Annotated in this window: 16 protein-coding genes; 3 read left to right on the top strand and 13 right to left on the bottom strand. The window is 64.0% G+C overall.

The genetic code is table 11. From position 1 onward, the window contains the following. Position 1: 1 nt before the first annotated feature. From phnN to ACWGTO_RS13500, 10 genes are all read right to left on the bottom strand, one after another. Entirely contained in the window at positions 2-631 is a 630-nt protein-coding gene (gene phnN, locus ACWGTO_RS13455) for a phosphonate metabolism protein/1,5-bisphosphokinase (PRPP-forming) PhnN (RefSeq protein ID WP_454575318.1), read from the bottom strand. Further along, positions 628-1,767 (bottom strand): alpha-D-ribose 1-methylphosphonate 5-triphosphate diphosphatase, encoded by a 1,140-nt coding sequence (locus ACWGTO_RS13460; protein ID WP_454575319.1) that lies wholly within the window; start codon positions 1,765-1,767, stop codon positions 628-630. Before ACWGTO_RS13460 ends, phnN begins: the two co-directional genes overlap by 4 nt. A 27-nt stretch (positions 1,768-1,794) precedes the next feature. Further along, positions 1,795-2,502 (bottom strand): DUF1045 domain-containing protein, encoded by a 708-nt coding sequence (locus tag ACWGTO_RS13465; protein ID WP_454575320.1) that lies wholly within the window; start codon positions 2,500-2,502, stop codon positions 1,795-1,797. A gap of 78 nt (positions 2,503-2,580) precedes the next feature. Beyond that, positions 2,581-2,763: a hypothetical protein gene (locus ACWGTO_RS13470; protein ID WP_454575321.1), complete on the bottom strand. Its 183-nt coding sequence runs from the start codon at positions 2,761-2,763 to the stop codon at positions 2,581-2,583. Continuing rightward, the gene (iolB, locus tag ACWGTO_RS13475; RefSeq protein WP_454575322.1) at positions 2,745-3,557 is read right to left on the bottom strand and encodes a 5-deoxy-glucuronate isomerase; all 813 of its coding nucleotides are present in this window, start codon (positions 3,555-3,557) and stop codon (positions 2,745-2,747) included. The genes ACWGTO_RS13470 and iolB overlap by 19 nt, the downstream gene beginning before the upstream one ends. 5 nt (positions 3,558-3,562) lie before the next feature. After that, positions 3,563-3,811 (bottom strand): DUF3329 domain-containing protein, encoded by a 249-nt coding sequence (locus ACWGTO_RS13480; RefSeq protein WP_454575323.1) that lies wholly within the window; start codon positions 3,809-3,811, stop codon positions 3,563-3,565. Positions 3,812-3,820: 9 nt separating this feature from the next. Then, positions 3,821-4,738, bottom strand: a complete 918-nt coding sequence (gene iolE / locus ACWGTO_RS13485; RefSeq protein WP_454575324.1) for a myo-inosose-2 dehydratase — start codon at positions 4,736-4,738, stop codon at positions 3,821-3,823. Positions 4,739-4,897: 159 nt separating this feature from the next. Beyond that, a complete protein-coding gene (gene iolD / locus ACWGTO_RS13490) occupies positions 4,898-6,748 on the bottom strand; it encodes a 3D-(3,5/4)-trihydroxycyclohexane-1,2-dione acylhydrolase (decyclizing) (protein ID WP_454575325.1) in 1,851 nt (616 codons plus the stop codon). A 32-nt stretch (positions 6,749-6,780) separates the two neighbouring features. After that, positions 6,781-8,715 (bottom strand): bifunctional 5-dehydro-2-deoxygluconokinase/5-dehydro-2-deoxyphosphogluconate aldolase, encoded by a 1,935-nt coding sequence (locus tag ACWGTO_RS13495; RefSeq protein WP_454575326.1) that lies wholly within the window; start codon positions 8,713-8,715, stop codon positions 6,781-6,783. Between the two features lie 309 nt (positions 8,716-9,024). Beyond that, entirely contained in the window at positions 9,025-9,753 is a 729-nt protein-coding gene (locus ACWGTO_RS13500; RefSeq protein WP_454575327.1) for an SDR family oxidoreductase, read from the bottom strand. 139 nt (positions 9,754-9,892) lie between these two features. Here ACWGTO_RS13500 and ACWGTO_RS13505 point away from each other — a divergent pair, with 139 nt between their 5' ends. Next, complete coding sequence (locus tag ACWGTO_RS13505; RefSeq protein ID WP_454575328.1) at positions 9,893-10,783, top strand: AraC family transcriptional regulator N-terminal domain-containing protein; 891 nt, start codon at positions 9,893-9,895, stop codon at positions 10,781-10,783. Here ACWGTO_RS13505 and ACWGTO_RS13510 read toward each other — a convergent pair. Next, entirely contained in the window at positions 10,780-11,625 is an 846-nt protein-coding gene (locus ACWGTO_RS13510; protein WP_454575329.1) for a MurR/RpiR family transcriptional regulator, read from the bottom strand. The two genes, ACWGTO_RS13505 and ACWGTO_RS13510, sit on opposite strands and share 4 nt — an antisense overlap. Before the next feature lie 152 nt (positions 11,626-11,777). On the opposite strand from ACWGTO_RS13510, the gene ACWGTO_RS13515 reads away from it, so the two are divergent. Continuing rightward, positions 11,778-12,887 carry a Gfo/Idh/MocA family protein gene (locus tag ACWGTO_RS13515; RefSeq protein ID WP_454575506.1) on the top strand — a complete coding sequence of 370 codons (1,110 nt, stop codon included), beginning with the start codon at positions 11,778-11,780 and terminating at the stop codon, positions 12,885-12,887. 12 nt (positions 12,888-12,899) lie between these two features. Here the strand turns inward: ACWGTO_RS13515 and ACWGTO_RS13520 are convergent, their stop codons facing one another. After that, a complete protein-coding gene (locus ACWGTO_RS13520) occupies positions 12,900-13,601 on the bottom strand; it encodes a helix-turn-helix transcriptional regulator (RefSeq protein ID WP_454575330.1) in 702 nt (233 codons plus the stop codon). A gap of 127 nt (positions 13,602-13,728) precedes the next feature. Here ACWGTO_RS13520 and ACWGTO_RS13525 point away from each other — a divergent pair, with 127 nt between their 5' ends. Next, on the top strand, positions 13,729-14,364 hold the full coding sequence (locus tag ACWGTO_RS13525; RefSeq protein ID WP_454575331.1) for a LysE family translocator: 636 nt from the start codon (positions 13,729-13,731) through the stop codon (positions 14,362-14,364). A 185-nt stretch (positions 14,365-14,549) separates the two neighbouring features. Here ACWGTO_RS13525 and ACWGTO_RS13530 read toward each other — a convergent pair whose 3' ends face one another. Then, the gene (locus ACWGTO_RS13530) at positions 14,550-15,641 is read right to left on the bottom strand and encodes a 3-deoxy-7-phosphoheptulonate synthase (protein ID WP_454575332.1); all 1,092 of its coding nucleotides are present in this window, start codon (positions 15,639-15,641) and stop codon (positions 14,550-14,552) included. Between the last annotated feature and the right edge of the window lie 158 nt (positions 15,642-15,799).

Consider the following 15,799-nt stretch of genomic DNA (forward strand, 5'->3'; position numbering starts at 1 on the left):
GCTAAATCACGCCCGACAGGTCCGAGACTGCCATCGCCTTGCGCAGCACCTCGGCGAAGCGCTCGCCGGCAGCTTCGCGCGGGCCGCCATTGTCGATCGAGGTGACGCCGGGTCCTGACAAAGCGACATTGGCGCTGCGCGCGAGGCGAGCCAGCACTTCGCCGCGCGATTCGCGGCCGCGCTTGGCCAGCCGTTCGGCGAGGATTTCCGGCGAGGCGGTGATCTCGACCACAGCCAGATTGGCATAGCGCTCCCGCAGCACCGGAATGACCGCGCGCGACACATTGGCGACCGCGACATGGCCATTGGCGATCGACCAGTCGACATCGGCCGGGATCCCATAGCGCAGGCCATGCGCCTCCCAGGAAATGGCGAAAGCGCCGTCGGCCTCGGCCTCGACAAAGGCGGCGTCTGCCAGCGTGTCGTGATCCTCGCTTGCGGCGTCGCTCGGCCTGGTGATGACCCGACGTACGAACTCCAGCCTTGTCTCATCTGCAAACAGCGACCTGGCGTAGCCGATCACCGTATCCTTGCCGGCGCCGCTCGGGCCGACGACGGCGACAAAGACGCCGTTGCGGACCGGAAAGGCCTCGCTGGCGAGTTCGCGTTCGATCGAGGCCGAAACCATCATGCTACCCGGCGGCCCTGGCGCCAGACGGTGCGCACAACCGGCACATGGTCATCGACGCGCACGCGCACGAGGTCGGCGCGTCGGCCTTGTTCAATGACGCCGCGGTCGCTGAGGCCGATAGCCTCGGCCGGGTTCTTCGACACCATGGCGACCGCCTGCGGCAGGGAAATGCCTTCGACGACGTCGCCGAGGAAGAAGGCGGACTGGATCAGGCTGAACGGAATGTAGTCTGACGACAGGATATCAAGCAGGCCGTCGCCGGCCAGCGTGCGGGCCGAGACATTGCCCGAGTGCGACGCGCCGCGCATGACGTTGGGCGCGCCCATCAGCACGCCGAGCCCGGCCTCCTTCGACGCTTTGGCGGCTTCCAGCGTGGTTGGAAACTCTGCGACGCGCACGCCTTGCTCAATCGCCTCGTCAACATGGCCTGATGTAGCGTCGTCGTGGCTCGCCAGCACAATGCCGCGCTCGTTGCACGCGGCTGATATCACCACCCGGTTCGGCCCCGAATTCTGCGCCGATTCCCCCATCCGCTTTTCGCAGAACAGCTTGAAATCGCGGTCGGTCAGCTTCAGCTTGCGCTGATAGTAGTAGGCGTAGGTTTCGAGGTTGACGAACTGGCGCTGTCCCGGCGCATGATCCATCAGCGAGGCCAGCCTGACCCGCTCGTCGCCATTGAAATTGGCGAAGGCGGCGAGGCAGTCCGGCGCCGAAACCTCGCAGCGCAGATGCAGGAAGTGGTCGGCCCGCAGCCGGTCCTCACGCACGCTGTCCTCGATGGCGTCGGCGAGCTTGCGGATATCGTCGGAGGTGAGGTCGGCGTCCTCGTCCATGCCGACGCGCAAGGCGTCGAGCACGGTGGTGATCCCTGCAGTGGCGACCTGCGCGTCATGGGCGAGCACGGCGGCGATCGGATTCCAGCGCACCTTCGGCCGCGGCGCATAGTGACCTTCGAGATGGTCGGTGTGGAGTTCGACCAGGCCGGGGATGATGTAGTCGCCGCCCATATCTTCGCCGGTTCGGCTTGTCCCGGCGTCGATGCCGGCGACAAGCCCGTCGCGCAGCACCAGCGAACCCTCGACGATCTCGTCGGCAAGCACGATGCGGGCATTTGACAGAACAGTTTCGGCGGTCATTTCAGGCAGTCCTTGAGGGTGGGGCGGTCAAGCGGTTTTTCTGGCCGGGCGGCGCCCGAGCGCATGATGGGAGAGCACCATGAACGGGGCGCCCGGTTCGGTTTCGACAAATAGCGTCAGCGCATCCACCAGCACCGGCTGCTGCAGCACATCAGTGAACAGGCCGTCGATTGCTGCGCGCAGACGTTGGCTTTCCTGTGGCCCGGCCCGGCCGGACAGCGTCATGTGGAAGCGAAAGGTCTCGAAGACATAGGGGTAGCCCCACTGGCAGAGATTGCGGAACTCGGCGGGTTTGAGCGAATCCGGGCTTCGCCTTTCGATTTCCGCCTCGGTGAGCGGCGCGCGAAAACGGTCGAAGCCGAGCACGACGTCATCGGCGAAACGGTTGAGCGGCGGCAGCGGGCCTTCCGGCACCAAAGCGAAGAAGCCGTCGATCTGGCTGACGACAAGGCGCGGGATGGTGACGGTTGGCGTTGCCTCGGCAAAAGCGTCAAGTGCGGCGCGCAGCGAAGTTTCCGTCTCGTTGGCGGCCAGCCGGAAGGGGGCCTTCAGCGTCGCGTGAAAGCCGTAGCGGCGCGCTGATGCGGTATGAAACGCGACTTCCGCCGCCGAGAGGTCGGCCACCGCCTCGACCGGCCTTGTGGGGGCGCCGAAAGGGTCACGTCCCAGCCAGTTGGCGGCGAGCCGCGCCAGCGGTTCGTCCTGCCTTGGGGTGAAATAAATGGCATAACGCATCGAAAATCCTCGTTAAAGCGCGCCGCCTCTTGAGGGCTCGATGCGGCGCGCTTTAAGTCTGTTTGCTTTGGCATGTCGTTATCCCAAAACCGCTTCGCACTTTTGGGCGACATGCACCGTCCCGCTGCCATAGGTGATTTCCATGACGGATTGACGAAGCTTCTGCGGGTTTTCGATGGCAAACCGGCCAGGAAAGTCCTTAGCCGACGATTTTTTCCAGCTGGACCAACAGCTTGCGCTGTTCAGGCCTTCATCAGCCATTCGTGCTCGGGCGCGTTGTAGAATTTCCACGTCCGCTTCGGCCCGGCCATGACATTGAGATAATAGAGATCATAGCCGTGGCAGGCGGCGCAGGGGTGATAGCCCTTGGGCACCAGAACCACATCGCCATCTTCGATCGCCATGGCTTCGTCGAGCTCGCGGGCGCCGTTCTTGTCGGCATCGGTGTAGACGCGCTGGAAGGCAAAGCCCTGCGGCGGGTTGAGGCGGTGGTAGTAGGTCTCCTCGAGATAGGATTCATCAGGCAGATTGTCCTGGTCGTGCTTGTGCGGCGGATAGCTCGAGGTGTGGCCGCCGGGCGTGATGACCTCGACCACCAGCAGCGAGTCCGCCGGTTTGCCTTCCGGCAATATGTTGGTGACGTAGCGCGTGTTGGTGCCCTTGCCGCGAACTTCCTGGCCAAGATCGTCGGGCGCGATGACGCGGACGGCCAAGCCGCCGCCAAGGCCCGGGGCCGAGCAGACCGCGAGTTCGAGTTCGGTGTCGGCGGTGACCGACCAGTCCGACCCCTCAGGCACATAGACCGACCATGGCTTGCCCTCGAAGGGCGACATGCGCTCGCCAAGCAGGCCGAGTTCCCGGCCGCCGGCTTCCGCTTTGCCCTTGCCGGTGACGAAGACCAGGCACACTTCGCGATCGCCCGTCCTTCCCGAGGCGTTTTCGCCCGGCTTCAGCCGATTCAAGTCGAACCCAACATAGGTCCAGCCGGCGCTTTTGGGCGTGACATGGGCAACACGGCCATGGCCCTTGTCGGCTTTGACGAGCAGTTTCGACATTGCGGTCATTCCTTCGGTTCGGCGCCGGTCTTGGGGTCGCCAGCGCTCGGTTCATCCGGCGTTGCCGCCTTCTCGGCGACCGGCTTGTAGAGATAGAAAAACTGCCAGACGGCATAGCCGGCGAAGCCAAGCGCGATGACGCCCCAGAACGGCGTGCCCGAGGCGAATTCGATCCCGGCCCAGATCACGCAGACGGCGACGACGGCAACGCGCCGCCACAACGGCCGGAAGAACGGGTGCTCGTAATCCTTCATCGGATCGGCTCACGCATTGGGAAAGCCTTGCGTCTCCACCGTGTAGCCGGCGGCCGTCATCACCCGCATCAGTTCCTTGTGGCCGACTTGCGCCATCTTCAGCGGCGGGTTCTTCTTCGGGTCCTGCTCGGCCTCGACGACGAACCAGCCTTCATACCCATGGTCGGCGAAGCGCTGGACGATGGCGCCGAAATCGAGCGAGCCGTCGCCCGGCACGGTGAAGGCGCCGAGCGCCACGGCGTCGAGGAAGGACTGCTTCGTGCGGTCTAGCCCGTCGATCACGGCCATACGCACATCCTTCACATGGACGTGGCTGATGCGCTTATGGTGGTTGTCGATGGCGCGAAGCACGTCGCCGCCGGCAAAGGCGAGATGGCCGGCATCGAGCAGCAGCGGAATACCGTCGCCGGAATGGCGCATGAAGGCGTCAAGCTCCGGCTCGGTCTCGACCACCGCCGCCATGTGATGGTGATAGGACAGCGGCATGCCTTGCTCAGCGCACCATTCGCCGAATTCGGTCAGACGACGGCCATAGGCCTTCATCTCGTCACTGGTGAGTTTCGGCTTGGTGGCGAGCGGCTTCGAGCGGTCGCCCTGGATCGAGCGGCCGACCTCGCCATAGACGATGCAGGGCGCGTTGACCGCCTTGAACAGGTCGATCATCGGCTGGATGCGATCCTTGTTCTTGCCCATGTCCTCATCGACCAGCGTGCCGGAGAACCAGCCGCCGCATAGCGTGACGTCGGCCGCTTTGAGTATCGGCAGCATGACAGCGGGGTCGTTGGGGAACCGCCGACCCATTTCCATGCCGGTGAAGCCGGCCGAGCGCGACTGGCGCAGACATTCTTCCAGCGAGACGTCGTCGCTGAGTTCGGCAAGATCGTCATTCCACCATGCAATGGGGGACATGCCCAGTTTGGCTTTCAAGTCGTCACTCCGGTTTAACAGTTCATCTTCGGCCGCTGGCGCTGCCCCTCATCCGCCTGCCGGCGTTCGTCACTCGAAAAGCCAAGCAGTTGGCTTTTCGTCCGCTGCGCGGACCACTTCTCACCTCCCCGTATAGTGACGGGGAGAAGGGAGCTAGTATCAATCACCGATGGTCTGCATCTGCCGCTTATCGTCATAGGCCTTGCGCGCCGCGTTGACCTGGCTGCGCACCGAGACTTCCGGCACCGCGACATCCCACCAATGGCCGCCGGCATCGGTGGAGACAAGCGGGTCGGTGTCGATGACCAGAACGGTGGTACGGTCGTTCTTTTTCGCTTTCTGCAGCGCGTTCTCCAGGCCGGCGATCGACGGCACTTTTTCCGAAACCGCGCCCATGCTCGCCGCATGCGCGGCAAAGTCGATGTCGGGCAGGATTTCGTGACGCGAGTCCTTCAGGAGGTTGTTGAAGTTGGCGCCGCCGGTGGCCATCTGCAGCCGGTTGATGCAGCCATAGCCCCTGTTGTCGAGGAGCACGATGGTGAGCTTGAGGCCGAGCATCACCGAGGTGGCGATCTCGGAATTGAGCATCAGATAGGAGCCGTCGCCGATCATGACGACGACCTCTTCATCGGGCTTGGCCATCTTGGCGCCGAGCCCGCCGGCGATTTCGTAGCCCATGGTCGAGAAGCCGTATTCGGCGTGGTAGGAGCCCGGCGCGCCGGCCTGCCAGAGCTTGTGCAACTCGCCGGGCAAACCGCCGGCGGCATGCAGCAGCGTGACCTCAGAACCCATGGCACGCTGCACGGCGCCGATCACCTGCGCGTCGGAGGGGAAATCGACGTTGGTCGAGGCCGTGACCTTGCTGGCGTCAAGCTGCCAGGCTTTCTTGCCGGTGGCCGAATTGTCGGTCCAGACGGCCGGCGCTTTCCAGCCCTTGAGCGCGGCACTGAGTTCCGCGAGCCCTTCCGCCGCGTCGGCGACCAAAGGCAGGCCGCGATGCTTGCCGGCGTCGAAGGGCTGCACATTCAAGCCGACGATGGTCTTGCCGGAATTCTTGAACAGTGCCCACGAGCCGGTGGTGAAATCCTGCAGCCGGGTGCCAATTGCGAGCACGACATCGGCTTCTTCGGCCAGCCGGTTGGCGGCAGACGTGCCAGTGACGCCGACCGCCGCCATATTGAGCGGATGCGTGTCCGGCAGCGAGGATTTGCCGCCCTGCGTCTCGCAGACGGGAATACCGGCGCCCTCGGCGAATTTCGCCAACTCGTCCGATGCCTGCGAATACAGCACGCCGCCGCCGGCGATGATCAGCGGCTTCTTCGCGCCCTTCAGCGCAGCCACAGCGGCCGCCAGTTCGCCGCGGTCCGGGCGCGGCCGGCGCTGATGCCAGACGCGCTCGGCAAAGAAGCTCTCGGGATAGTCATACGCCTCGGCCTGCACATCCTGGCAGAGCGACAGCGTCACCGGGCCGCAATCGGCCGGATCGGTCAGCACCTGCATGGTGCGCGCCAGTGCCGGGATGATCTGCTCCGGCCGGGTGATGCGGTCGAAATAGCGCGACACCGGACGGAAGCAGTCATTGACCGTCGCCGTGCCGTCGGAAAAGTCCTCGGCCTGCTGCAGCACCGGATCGGGAATGCGGTTGGCGAAGACATCGCCCGGCAAAAACAGGACGGGCAACCTGTTTACATGCGCGAGTGCCGCCGCCGTCACCATGTTGAGCGCGCCCGGGCCGATCGACGAAGTCGCGGCCATGAAGCGGCGGCGGAAATTGGTCTTGCCATAGGCGATCGCCGCATGCGCCATCGCCTGTTCGTTGTGGGCGCGGAAGGTCGGCAGTTCGTTGCGCACCTGGTAGAGCGCCTCGCCCATGCCGGCGACGTTGCCGTGGCCGAAGATCGCCCAGACGCCGCCGAAGATCGGCACTTTCTTGCCGCCGATCTCGGTCATCTGCTTGCTCAGAAAGCGGGTCAGCGCCTGCGCCATCGTCAGGCGAATTGTCTTGCTCATGGTGTTTTCCTCCGCAGTCCTGTGCCGCGCCTTTATGCTGCTTTACGGCCACGCGCGGCAAGCCACGCTTCGGTCAACTGTTCGAAGCGCGCAGCCATGTCGGCGATTGCCTCGTCATCCGACATCTTGCCGGCCAGCCACTGTTCGGCGGCGTGGACGAAGATGGTGCGGCCGACGGCAAAACCCTTGACGATCGGCGCCTTGGCGGTCGCGGCGAAAGCGGCTTCCAGCTCGTCCTGCGGCGCTTCCAGGCCGAGCAGGACGACGCCCCGGCACCAGGGATCGTGCTTCAGGATCACGGCCTCGATCTTGGCCCAGGCGCCGGCCGAGGCCTGCGGCTCGAGCTTCCACCAGTCCGGCTTGATGCCAAGCGCGTAAAGCTCTTCCAGCGCGCGCGGGATTGTCGTGTCGTCGAGCTTGCCGTGCTTGCCGGCGATGATCTCGACCAGCAATTCGCGGCCGACCTTTCGCGCCGCCTCGAACAGGGAGCGCAGTTTCTGCTGCTGCTCTTCCTTGAGTTCTGACGGATCGTCGGGGTGGTAGAAGCACAGGCACTTGATGCAATGGTCGACCGGCCATTCCACCAGTTGCGAGCCGATGTCCTGCGAGAATTCGAAGCGCAGCGGCCGTGAGCCCGGCAATTCGACGGGACGGCCGAGCCAGGCAAAGGGATGGCGGGCGAATTCGAACATCGCCTCGCGGCCATGCTTCTCGTCGATCAGCATGCCGTAGCCGTCGCGGCCGGCGGCGACCTTGGCCGCAGCCTTGACCGCCAGCACCTTGAAGTCACGAATGCGGGCCGGATCGGCGCCGGTCTTGACTGCCACATCCTCGAGTTGCACGCGATGGTCGCAGGCGAGCGCCATCAGCGAGGGAATGTCGCGCCGGCGCGTCGTTGCCCAATGAATGTGGTTGATCGCCTCGTCCTTGCGTAAAGCGAGATGCTTGCTGCCGTTCTTGAGGAAGAACTGCAGCTCCTCGAAGGTCGGATATTCCGGCGCGCAGAGCAGCCGCGAAACGGCAAAGGCGCCGCAGGCATTGGCCCAGGTCGCCGACGTCGCATGGTCTTCGCCACCCAGCCAGCCGCGCAGGAAGCCGGACATGAAGGCGTCGCCGGCGCCGAGCACATTGTAGATCTCGATCGGAAAACCCTTGCCGACGATACCGTCTTCGAGGTCGTCGCTGATCGGTCCGTCATAGACGATGCAGCCCATGGCGCCGCGTTTCAGGACGATGGTGGCGGCCGACAGCGAACGGATGGTCTTCAGCGCGCTCAGGCAGTCATCGGCGCCCGAGGCGATCATTATCTCTTCCTCGGTGCCGACGATAAGATCGCAATCGGGCAATACCGTCTTCAGCTGGGAGGAGACGCGGTCGGATTTCACATAGCGCTCAAAGCCTTCGGCATGGCCGGCGAGACCCCAGAGGTTGGGGCGATAGTCGATGTCGAACACCACCTTGCCGCCCTTGGCCTTGATGATGCGGATCGCCTTGCGCTGGGCGGCATCACTGTTGGCGCGGGAAAAATGCGTGCCGGTGACGACGATAGACCGCGCCGAGGCGATGAAGGCCTCGTCTATGTCTTCCTCGGCCAGCGCCATGTCGGCACAATCCGAGCGGTAGAAGATCATCGGCGAAACGCCTTCGCTCTCGACCGAGAGCAGCACCAAAGCCGTCAACCGCTCCTTGTCGGTCTTGAGACCGTCGACATTAACGCCTTCGCGCCGCAGCTGTTCACGGATGAAGCGGCCCATCTGCTCGTCGCCGACGCGGGTGAGCAGCGCCGAGCGCAGGCCGAGTCTGGCGGTGCCAACCGAGATGTTGGCCGGGCAACCGCCAACCGACTTGGCGAAGGAGGTGATATCCTCCAGCCGCGAGCCGATCTGCTGGCCATAGAGGTCGACCGAAGCGCGGCCGATGGTGATGACATCGAGCGGAGCGTATTTCGCATCCACGGCTTCGCTCATTGGAACCTCCCGTCGGTCTTGTTGTCGTTAGAGTGGTTCGCCGCTTCTCGAAAACGGCGAACCACTCTATCTCTTTGTTTTTACGCAATTCCCAAGGGAAAAGCGCTTTCGCGCTTTTTCCCGGGGAAACCGCTCACACTTTCCCTGGAATTGCTCCTGCAACGTAGTTGGGGGACACGCGCGAGCGGCAGCGTGGCGCCGGCAATATGAAATAATAATTCCAATCCATAGTCAATATGGAATGAGCGTTCCTTCCCGGAAAAGTGCTAAGGATGATAGCCGCCGGCGGACTTTCGCGTCCGGCTCCGTTCACCAGGGGAGCGGACCATCATCGTTGAAATAGCCGGCGTTCGGACCATCGGCATCCAGGGTCGCAAGGTGTATGACGATGTCAGCCGCCTGCTGCACGGTGCGGTGGCCTTTGAAGCCGTTCAGGTCGGTAGCGGTATAGCCGGGCGCCGCGGCGTTGATTTTGATGCCGCGCGGCGCAAGCTCGCGGGCGAAGGCGACGGTGATGGCGTTCAGCGCCGTCTTGGAGCTGCTGTAGCCCATCAGGTTGACCGCCTGGTTCGGGGTGCCGGAATCGAGCGCCCGGCCGATGGATCCCGTGGAACTGCTCACCATGACGATGCGGGCGGCCGGCGCTGCAAGCAGCAGCGGCAGGAAGGCCTGGGTTACGCGGATCGGTCCGAACACATTGACCTCATAGGTTGCCCTGATATCGGCCAGATGCTGCTCGCTCGGCGGCAGTTCATAATTGATGGCGATGCCGGCATTGTTCACCAGCACGTCGAGACGAGGGTTTTCAGCGCCGACGGTTTTGGCCGCGGCGGCCACGCTGTCATCCTGCGTGACATCAAGCGCAAGCCATTGAACATCCAGGCCTTCGGCGCGCAATTCCTGCGCTGCCGCCGTGCCGCGCTCGGCATCCCTGGCGCCGAGCCAGACCTTGAAGCCCATCGTCGCCAGTCGCCGGGCGATCTCGCGGCCGATGCCCTTGTTGGCGCCGGTCACCAAAGCGTTTTTTGTTGTCGTCATTTTGATATCTCCATTTCTCCATGTCGAAGACCCAGAGATGGCGTGTCGTGGGGAACGGCGCGCGCCAAAAACTCTCCCGCTCTTGCCTAATCCTCTCATGCAGCTTGCGCGGGGTTCATTGATACACGATGCTAGCGCCATGAGCGAAGCACTGCGGGAGCTGATCGATATCGCCGGCCGCCATGCACAGGGACGACGGACGAGAACGGCTATCCCGCATGTTTCGATCGGCCGCAGCGAAACCACCACGGCACCCGTGGCGGGCGTGTGGGGTTCCGGGATTCTGTTCGTGCTGCAGGGTGCGAAGACGGTTCTGATCGGCGACAGGGCTCTGCGCTACAATCCCGCCAGCTATTTCATCTACACGGTGGAAACGCCCACCATCAGCCAGATCGTCGAAGCGAGCGCTGGGCGTCCGTACCTCGCCATTGGCTTCACCCTTGATCTGCCGGCCGTTGCCGCCCTCCTTGTCGAGCACGAGCCGGCGCTTGGCGGCGATAGTTTCGCCACCTCGCCCGTCACTGACGATTTGCTCGACGCATTGCGTCGCATCATGCGGCTGCTCGACCGGCCGGCGGAGATTCCCGTGCTGGCGAGCATGCTCGAACGCGAGATGCTGTTTCGGTTGCTGCAGGGACCCCAGGGTGGCAAGCTTCGCCAGCTGGCGCGCACCGACGGCCATCTGTCCCGCATCGGCCAGGCGATCGCCTGGATCCGGACGCATTGCCATCAGCCGATCCGGGTCAGTGACCTCGCGCAGATCGCCCATATGAGCGACGCTGCCTTTTACCGTCACTTCAAGGCGGCGACGGCGATGAGCCCGATCCAGTATCAAAAGCAGATAAGGCTGCTGGAGGCCCGCCATCTCCTTCTTGCCCAGCCGGGCAACGTTGCCAGCGTCGCTTTTGCCGTCGGCTATGAGAGCGCTTCCCAGTTCAGCCGGGAATATGCCCGCCAGGTCGGGTCACCGCCGGCGCGTGACGCGGCGCGGCTTTCCGCGGCAGGCGAGGAGGCCGTTGAGGTGATCTAGGCCTTGCGCTTGCGGCCGGTGCTGCGCCGCTTCTCGCCGACGCCGACGGTCAGCGCCATGGCCAGCGCCATCGTTGCCGACAGCGAGCGGAAGCCGGCGAAATCCGCTTCCGCAACCTCGAACCAGACCTCGGCGAACTGCGCCAGCGGCGAAAAAGAGCTGTCGGTGATGGCAACGATCGGCACGCCCTGTTCGGAAATGGTGCGGGCTTCCTCGATGGTGGCCGGCGCGTATGGCGAGAAACTGATGGCGATGACGGCGTCCGCCGGGGTGGCGAACGCGATCATTTCGGCATTCAGGCCGGCGGCCGATTCAATCAGCTGGTTGCGGATCTTCAGCTTGCCCAGCGCATAGGCGATGTAGGTCGCCACCGGATAGGAGCGGCGCTTGGCCAGGACGTAGATGGTCTCGGCCTTGGCCAGCAGCGAGATCGCGTCTTCCAGATGGGCTTCGTCCAGCGTGCGCGAAATGTCGTTAAGCGAGGTGCTGGCGGCGGCAACGAAGCCGTCGAAGATAGCGCGGTGGCCCGCCCCTGCATCGGCCTTGGCGCGCAGCGCCTGCAAGCGTTCGTCGTAGGACGAGTTGCGCTCGCGCAGCCGCTCGCGAAACACCTGCTGCAGGCTGGTAAAGCCGTCGAAGCCCAGTTGCTGGGCAAAGCGGATCAGGGTCGATGGCTGCACGCCGGCGGAAGCGGCGATGCTGGCGGCGGTGCCGAAGGCGATATCGTCGGGATTGTCGAGCGCGTAGGCGGCGATCTGGGCAATGCGCTTGGGCAAGGTTTCGCGGCGATCGAGGATCGTGGCGCGCAGCGTCTCGAAGTCGCGAGGTACCCGTTCGTCCATCGTCGGCCCGTCCAAGCTTATCCGTGAAACGTCCTCTGTGCCCCATCATAGCGAGCCTGCGCAAGAACGCCATAAAAAATGAGGCAGACATTCCATTTCGGAGCAAAATGGACTAATTCATCCACCGAGGATTTTATCCAGTGGAGAAGAAGATGGTCGGCGTCGGTCTTATCGGCACGGGTTTCATGGGCAAGTGCCACGCCATAGCGTGGAGCGCCGTCGGCGCCGTCTTTCCCGATGTCGCCAAGCCCAGACTGGTCCATCTCGGCGAGGTCAATGAGGAGCTTGCCAGACGCAAGGCCGGCGAGTTCGGCTTCGCCAAGGCGTCGGGCGACTGGCGCGCCGTCGTCAACGACCCGGAGGTCGATATCGTCTCCTTGACCACGCCCAACCAGTTCCACCCGGAAATGGCCATCGCCATCCTCGAAGCCGGTAAGCATCTGTGGTGCGAAAAGCCTATGGCGCCGAGCTTTGCCGAGGCCGAGGCAATGGCGGCCGCGGCGAAGAAATCGGGCAAGGTCGCGGCGCTGGGCTACAACTACATACAGAGCCCGGCGATCCGCCACATCGGCGCGCTGCTCGACGAGAAGATCATCGGCGAGGTCAACCATCTGCGCATCGAGATGGACGAGGACTTCATGGCCGACCCGGAAGCGCTGTTCTTCTGGAAGCACGAGGCTGCCTCCGGCTATGGCGCGCTCGACGATTTCGCCGTGCATCCGCTGTCGCTGGTCTCGGCACTGTTCGGCCGCGTCGCCAGCGTCATCTGCGACATGGCAAAGCCCTATGCCGATCGCAAGGTTGCCAGCGGCGGCCGCCGCGCGGTGGAGACCTACGACATTGCCAGCGTGCTGATGCATCTGGAGAACGGCATTGCCGGCACGCTGCTGGTCAACCGTTCAGCCTGGGGCCGCAAGGGCCGCATCGCCATCCAGATTTTCGGCTCGAAAGGGTCGATCCTGTTCGACCAGGAGCGGATGAACGAAATCCAGCTCTATGTCACCGCCGATCGCCCGACGGAGCAGGGCTACCGCACCATATTGGTGGCACCGCACCACAAGCCCTACGACGCCTTCCTGCCGGCGCCGGGCCATGGCCTCGGTTTCAACGACCTCAAGATCATCGAATGCCACGAATTGCTGACGCGGCTTGCCGGCGAGCCGGCGCGGATGATCGAATTCGCCGAAGGGCTGGAGATCGAGCGCACCGTGCACGCCATGGCCCGCTCCTTCGAGGAGAAGCGCTGGGTGGACGTGCGGTAGAAACCGCTCATTTCACCCGGCAGCGGCCACGGCATTCGTCTCCCAGCCATCAACCCAGAGCTGCCGCAGGCGATCGCCTTCGCCCTTGAAGCGCTGGCCGGTCGCCTGGCAATCCTCGATGCGGTCGCTGCGGAAATTGCGGATCGCCTGGCGCAGCTCGCACCAGGCGACGATGTTGGCGGTCTCGGCATAGTAGATCAGCGCGATCGGGCGGATCAGCCGCTCGGAGGCGCGGCCCATTTCGTCGCGATACGAGAGGTCGAGCTTCTCCTCGTCGCGTATGGCGCGCCGCACCAGCGCCAGATCGATGGTGCCGATTGCAGGCGCGGCAAAACCCCAGACATGAAGAGCGTTGGCGTCGAACGCCTGGCGCAAAGGTGGCGGCACGGCGCCCGCAACCTTGGCGCTGACGCGCTTGGCCGCCTGCTTGAGCTCGCTATCCCCGGTGCGCTCGAGCAGCGCCAGCGACAGCACGATCGCCTCCATCTCCTCGATCGAAAACATCAGCGGCGGCAGGTCGAAGCCTGGGCGCAATATATAGCCGATGCCGCGCCCGCCCTCGATCGGCACGCGCATCGCCTGCAGGGCGGCGATATCGCGATAGATAGAGCGCACCGTCACTTCCAGCTGCCCGGCAATCATGGCCGCCGTCACCGGCTGCCGCGCCAGCCGCAGGATCTGGATGATCTCGAACAGGCGCGACGCCTTGCGCATTTCCTCTCCCGATCAAAACGCTACTGACACACCCCCGTCAGTTGGGCTGGCTTATAGCACTGCCTATCGGCTTGAAAATCAACAAATTCCTCTGGGGCGTCCCGGCGCAAGGCGACAGGCAACTGACATGAGCTACGCAGAAAATCTCTGGCTGTTCTTTATCCTGCTGTTCGGCATCATCATCGTGCCCGGGATGGATATGCTGTTCGTGCTTGCCAATGCGCTGACCGGTGGCCGCGACAGGGGCCTCGCAGCGACCGGCGGCATCATGGTCGGCGGCATGGTGCACACACTGAACGGCGCCATCGGCGTCGGCCTGCTGATGCATTTCGTGCCGATCCTGTTCAAGCCGTTGCTGCTGGCCGGCGCCGCCTACATGGCCTTTATCGGCATCACACTGATGCGCAGTTCCATCACCGTCGGCCATGACGGGCCAGCCGGCAGTCGTTCGGCATGGAAGGCGTTCCGCCAGGGTCTTATGACCTGCCTGATAAACCCGAAGGCCTATCTGTTCATCCTCGCCGTCTATCCGCAGTTCCTGAAGCCGGATTACGGCCCGATCTGGATGCAGGCGACCGTCATGGGCCTGCTGACGGTTCTGACGCAGGCCGCGATTTATGGCGGGCTCGCCATCACTGCCGGCCGCAGCCGCAATCTGCTGGTGGCCAATCCGTGGGCGACGGCGATTGCCGGCCGGACGGCCGGATTGCTGCTGTTCGCGGTTTCGGTGTTTACGGCATGGGAGGGGTTGAGGGCAGCGTAGATGGCGCTCCCCCTCTCCGTCTCGGCTTCGCCGAGCCACCTCTCCCCCACTTTGTGGGGGCGAGGAACCCTAGCCTTTCAACGCGGCGACCTCAGCGATTGGCGTTTCCTCGCCCCATGAAATGGGGGAGAGGTGGCCGCGAACCGGTCGGAGAGGGGGATGGCGCTGCCGTGTGCGATTGCCTCTCAAGCCGCACCCTGCCGGCTCTCCTGCACGGCACGACGCGCCGACCGGCGCCATTCCACCGCACCTGCCAGCCCGTGCAGCACCGTCTCGGTGGTTGCCCAGTCGATGCAGCCATCGGTGATGCTCTGGCCATAGGTGAGCGGCTTGCCCGGCACCACGTCCTGGCGGCCGGCGACCAGATTGCTCTCGATCATGACGCCGATAATGCGCTCGTCGCCCGCCGCGACCTGACCGGCCACATCAGCCGCCACCTTGGGCTGGTTCTCCGGCTTTTTGCCCGAATTGGCGTGGCTGACATCGATCATCAGCCGGGGCGCCACACCGATGCGGGCGAGTTCGGCCGAGGCCGCCTCGATGCTTGCCGCATCATAATTGGGCTGGACACCGCCGCGCAGGATGACGTGGCAGTCCTCATTGCCAGATGTCGCCGCAATGGCGCTGCGGCCGCCCTTGGTCACCGCCATGAAATGATGCGGCTGGGCAGCCGACTTCACCGCTTCGGCGGCAATCCTGAGATTGCCGTCGGTGCCGTTCTTGAAGCCGACGGGGCACGACAAGCCCGAGGCCAATTCCCTGTGGATCTGGCTTTCGGTGGTACGCGCGCCGATGGCGCCCCAGGCGACGAGGTCGGCAATGTATTGCGGGATCGTCATGTCGAGGAATTCGGTGGCCGCCGGCAGGCCGAGATTGTTGACGGCCGACAACACGTTGCGCGCCATCCGCAGCCCCTTCTCGATGTTGAAGGAGCCATCGAGATCAGGATCGTTGATCAGGCCCTTCCAGCCGACAGTGGTGCGCGGCTTTTCGAAATACACGCGCATGACGATCTCGAGCCGATCGGACAGGGTCTCGCGCAGCGCCGCCAGACGGCTGGCATAGTCAACGGCCGCGACCGGATCGTGGATGGAACAAGGGCCGACGATGACAACAAGTCGATCGTCGGCCCCGTTCAGGATGGAGTGGATGGCGTTGCGTGACGCCGCAACGGTGCGCGTTGCCGTCAGCGTGCGCGGAATCTCCCGCATCACCTGGTCCGGCGTGCTCAGTTCTCGAATTTCCATGACCCGAAGGTCGTCTGTGGTGGTCAACACGGCTTCTGCTCCTGTTTTCTTAGGAGACCTGCCGGCTGAAACAAAAAAGCCGCCAGGTCTGGCGGCTTGTCGGACTTGTTGCTGCAATCTTCAGATCGAGCGCAATCCTCCCGCCGCCAGCGAGCTGCTAAAGTACCAATACGTGGCGAACAGGTTGA

The organism is Mesorhizobium sp. PL10, assembly GCF_053714315.1.

Coding starts and splice junctions, on each gene's coding strand:
- phnN (WP_454575318.1), bottom strand. CDS start 631: ATGATGGTTTCGGCCTCGATCGAACGCGAACTCGCCAGCGAGGCCTTT.
- ACWGTO_RS13460 (WP_454575319.1), bottom strand. CDS start 1,767: ATGACCGCCGAAACTGTTCTGTCAAATGCCCGCATCGTGCTTGCCGAC.
- ACWGTO_RS13465 (WP_454575320.1), bottom strand. CDS start 2,502: ATGCGTTATGCCATTTATTTCACCCCAAGGCAGGACGAACCGCTGGCG.
- ACWGTO_RS13470 (WP_454575321.1), bottom strand. CDS start 2,763: ATGGCTGATGAAGGCCTGAACAGCGCAAGCTGTTGGTCCAGCTGGAAA.
- iolB (WP_454575322.1), bottom strand. CDS start 3,557: ATGTCGAAACTGCTCGTCAAAGCCGACAAGGGCCATGGCCGTGTTGCC.
- ACWGTO_RS13480 (WP_454575323.1), bottom strand. CDS start 3,811: ATGAAGGATTACGAGCACCCGTTCTTCCGGCCGTTGTGGCGGCGCGTT.
- iolD (WP_454575325.1), bottom strand. CDS start 6,748: ATGAGCAAGACAATTCGCCTGACGATGGCGCAGGCGCTGACCCGCTTT.
- ACWGTO_RS13495 (WP_454575326.1), bottom strand. CDS start 8,715: ATGAGCGAAGCCGTGGATGCGAAATACGCTCCGCTCGATGTCATCACC.
- ACWGTO_RS13500 (WP_454575327.1), bottom strand. CDS start 9,753: ATGACGACAACAAAAAACGCTTTGGTGACCGGCGCCAACAAGGGCATC.
- ACWGTO_RS13505 (WP_454575328.1), top strand. CDS start 9,893: ATGAGCGAAGCACTGCGGGAGCTGATCGATATCGCCGGCCGCCATGCA.
- ACWGTO_RS13510 (WP_454575329.1), bottom strand. CDS start 11,625: ATGGACGAACGGGTACCTCGCGACTTCGAGACGCTGCGCGCCACGATC.
- ACWGTO_RS13515 (WP_454575506.1), top strand. CDS start 11,778: ATGGTCGGCGTCGGTCTTATCGGCACGGGTTTCATGGGCAAGTGCCAC.
- ACWGTO_RS13520 (WP_454575330.1), bottom strand. CDS start 13,601: ATGCGCAAGGCGTCGCGCCTGTTCGAGATCATCCAGATCCTGCGGCTG.
- ACWGTO_RS13525 (WP_454575331.1), top strand. CDS start 13,729: ATGAGCTACGCAGAAAATCTCTGGCTGTTCTTTATCCTGCTGTTCGGC.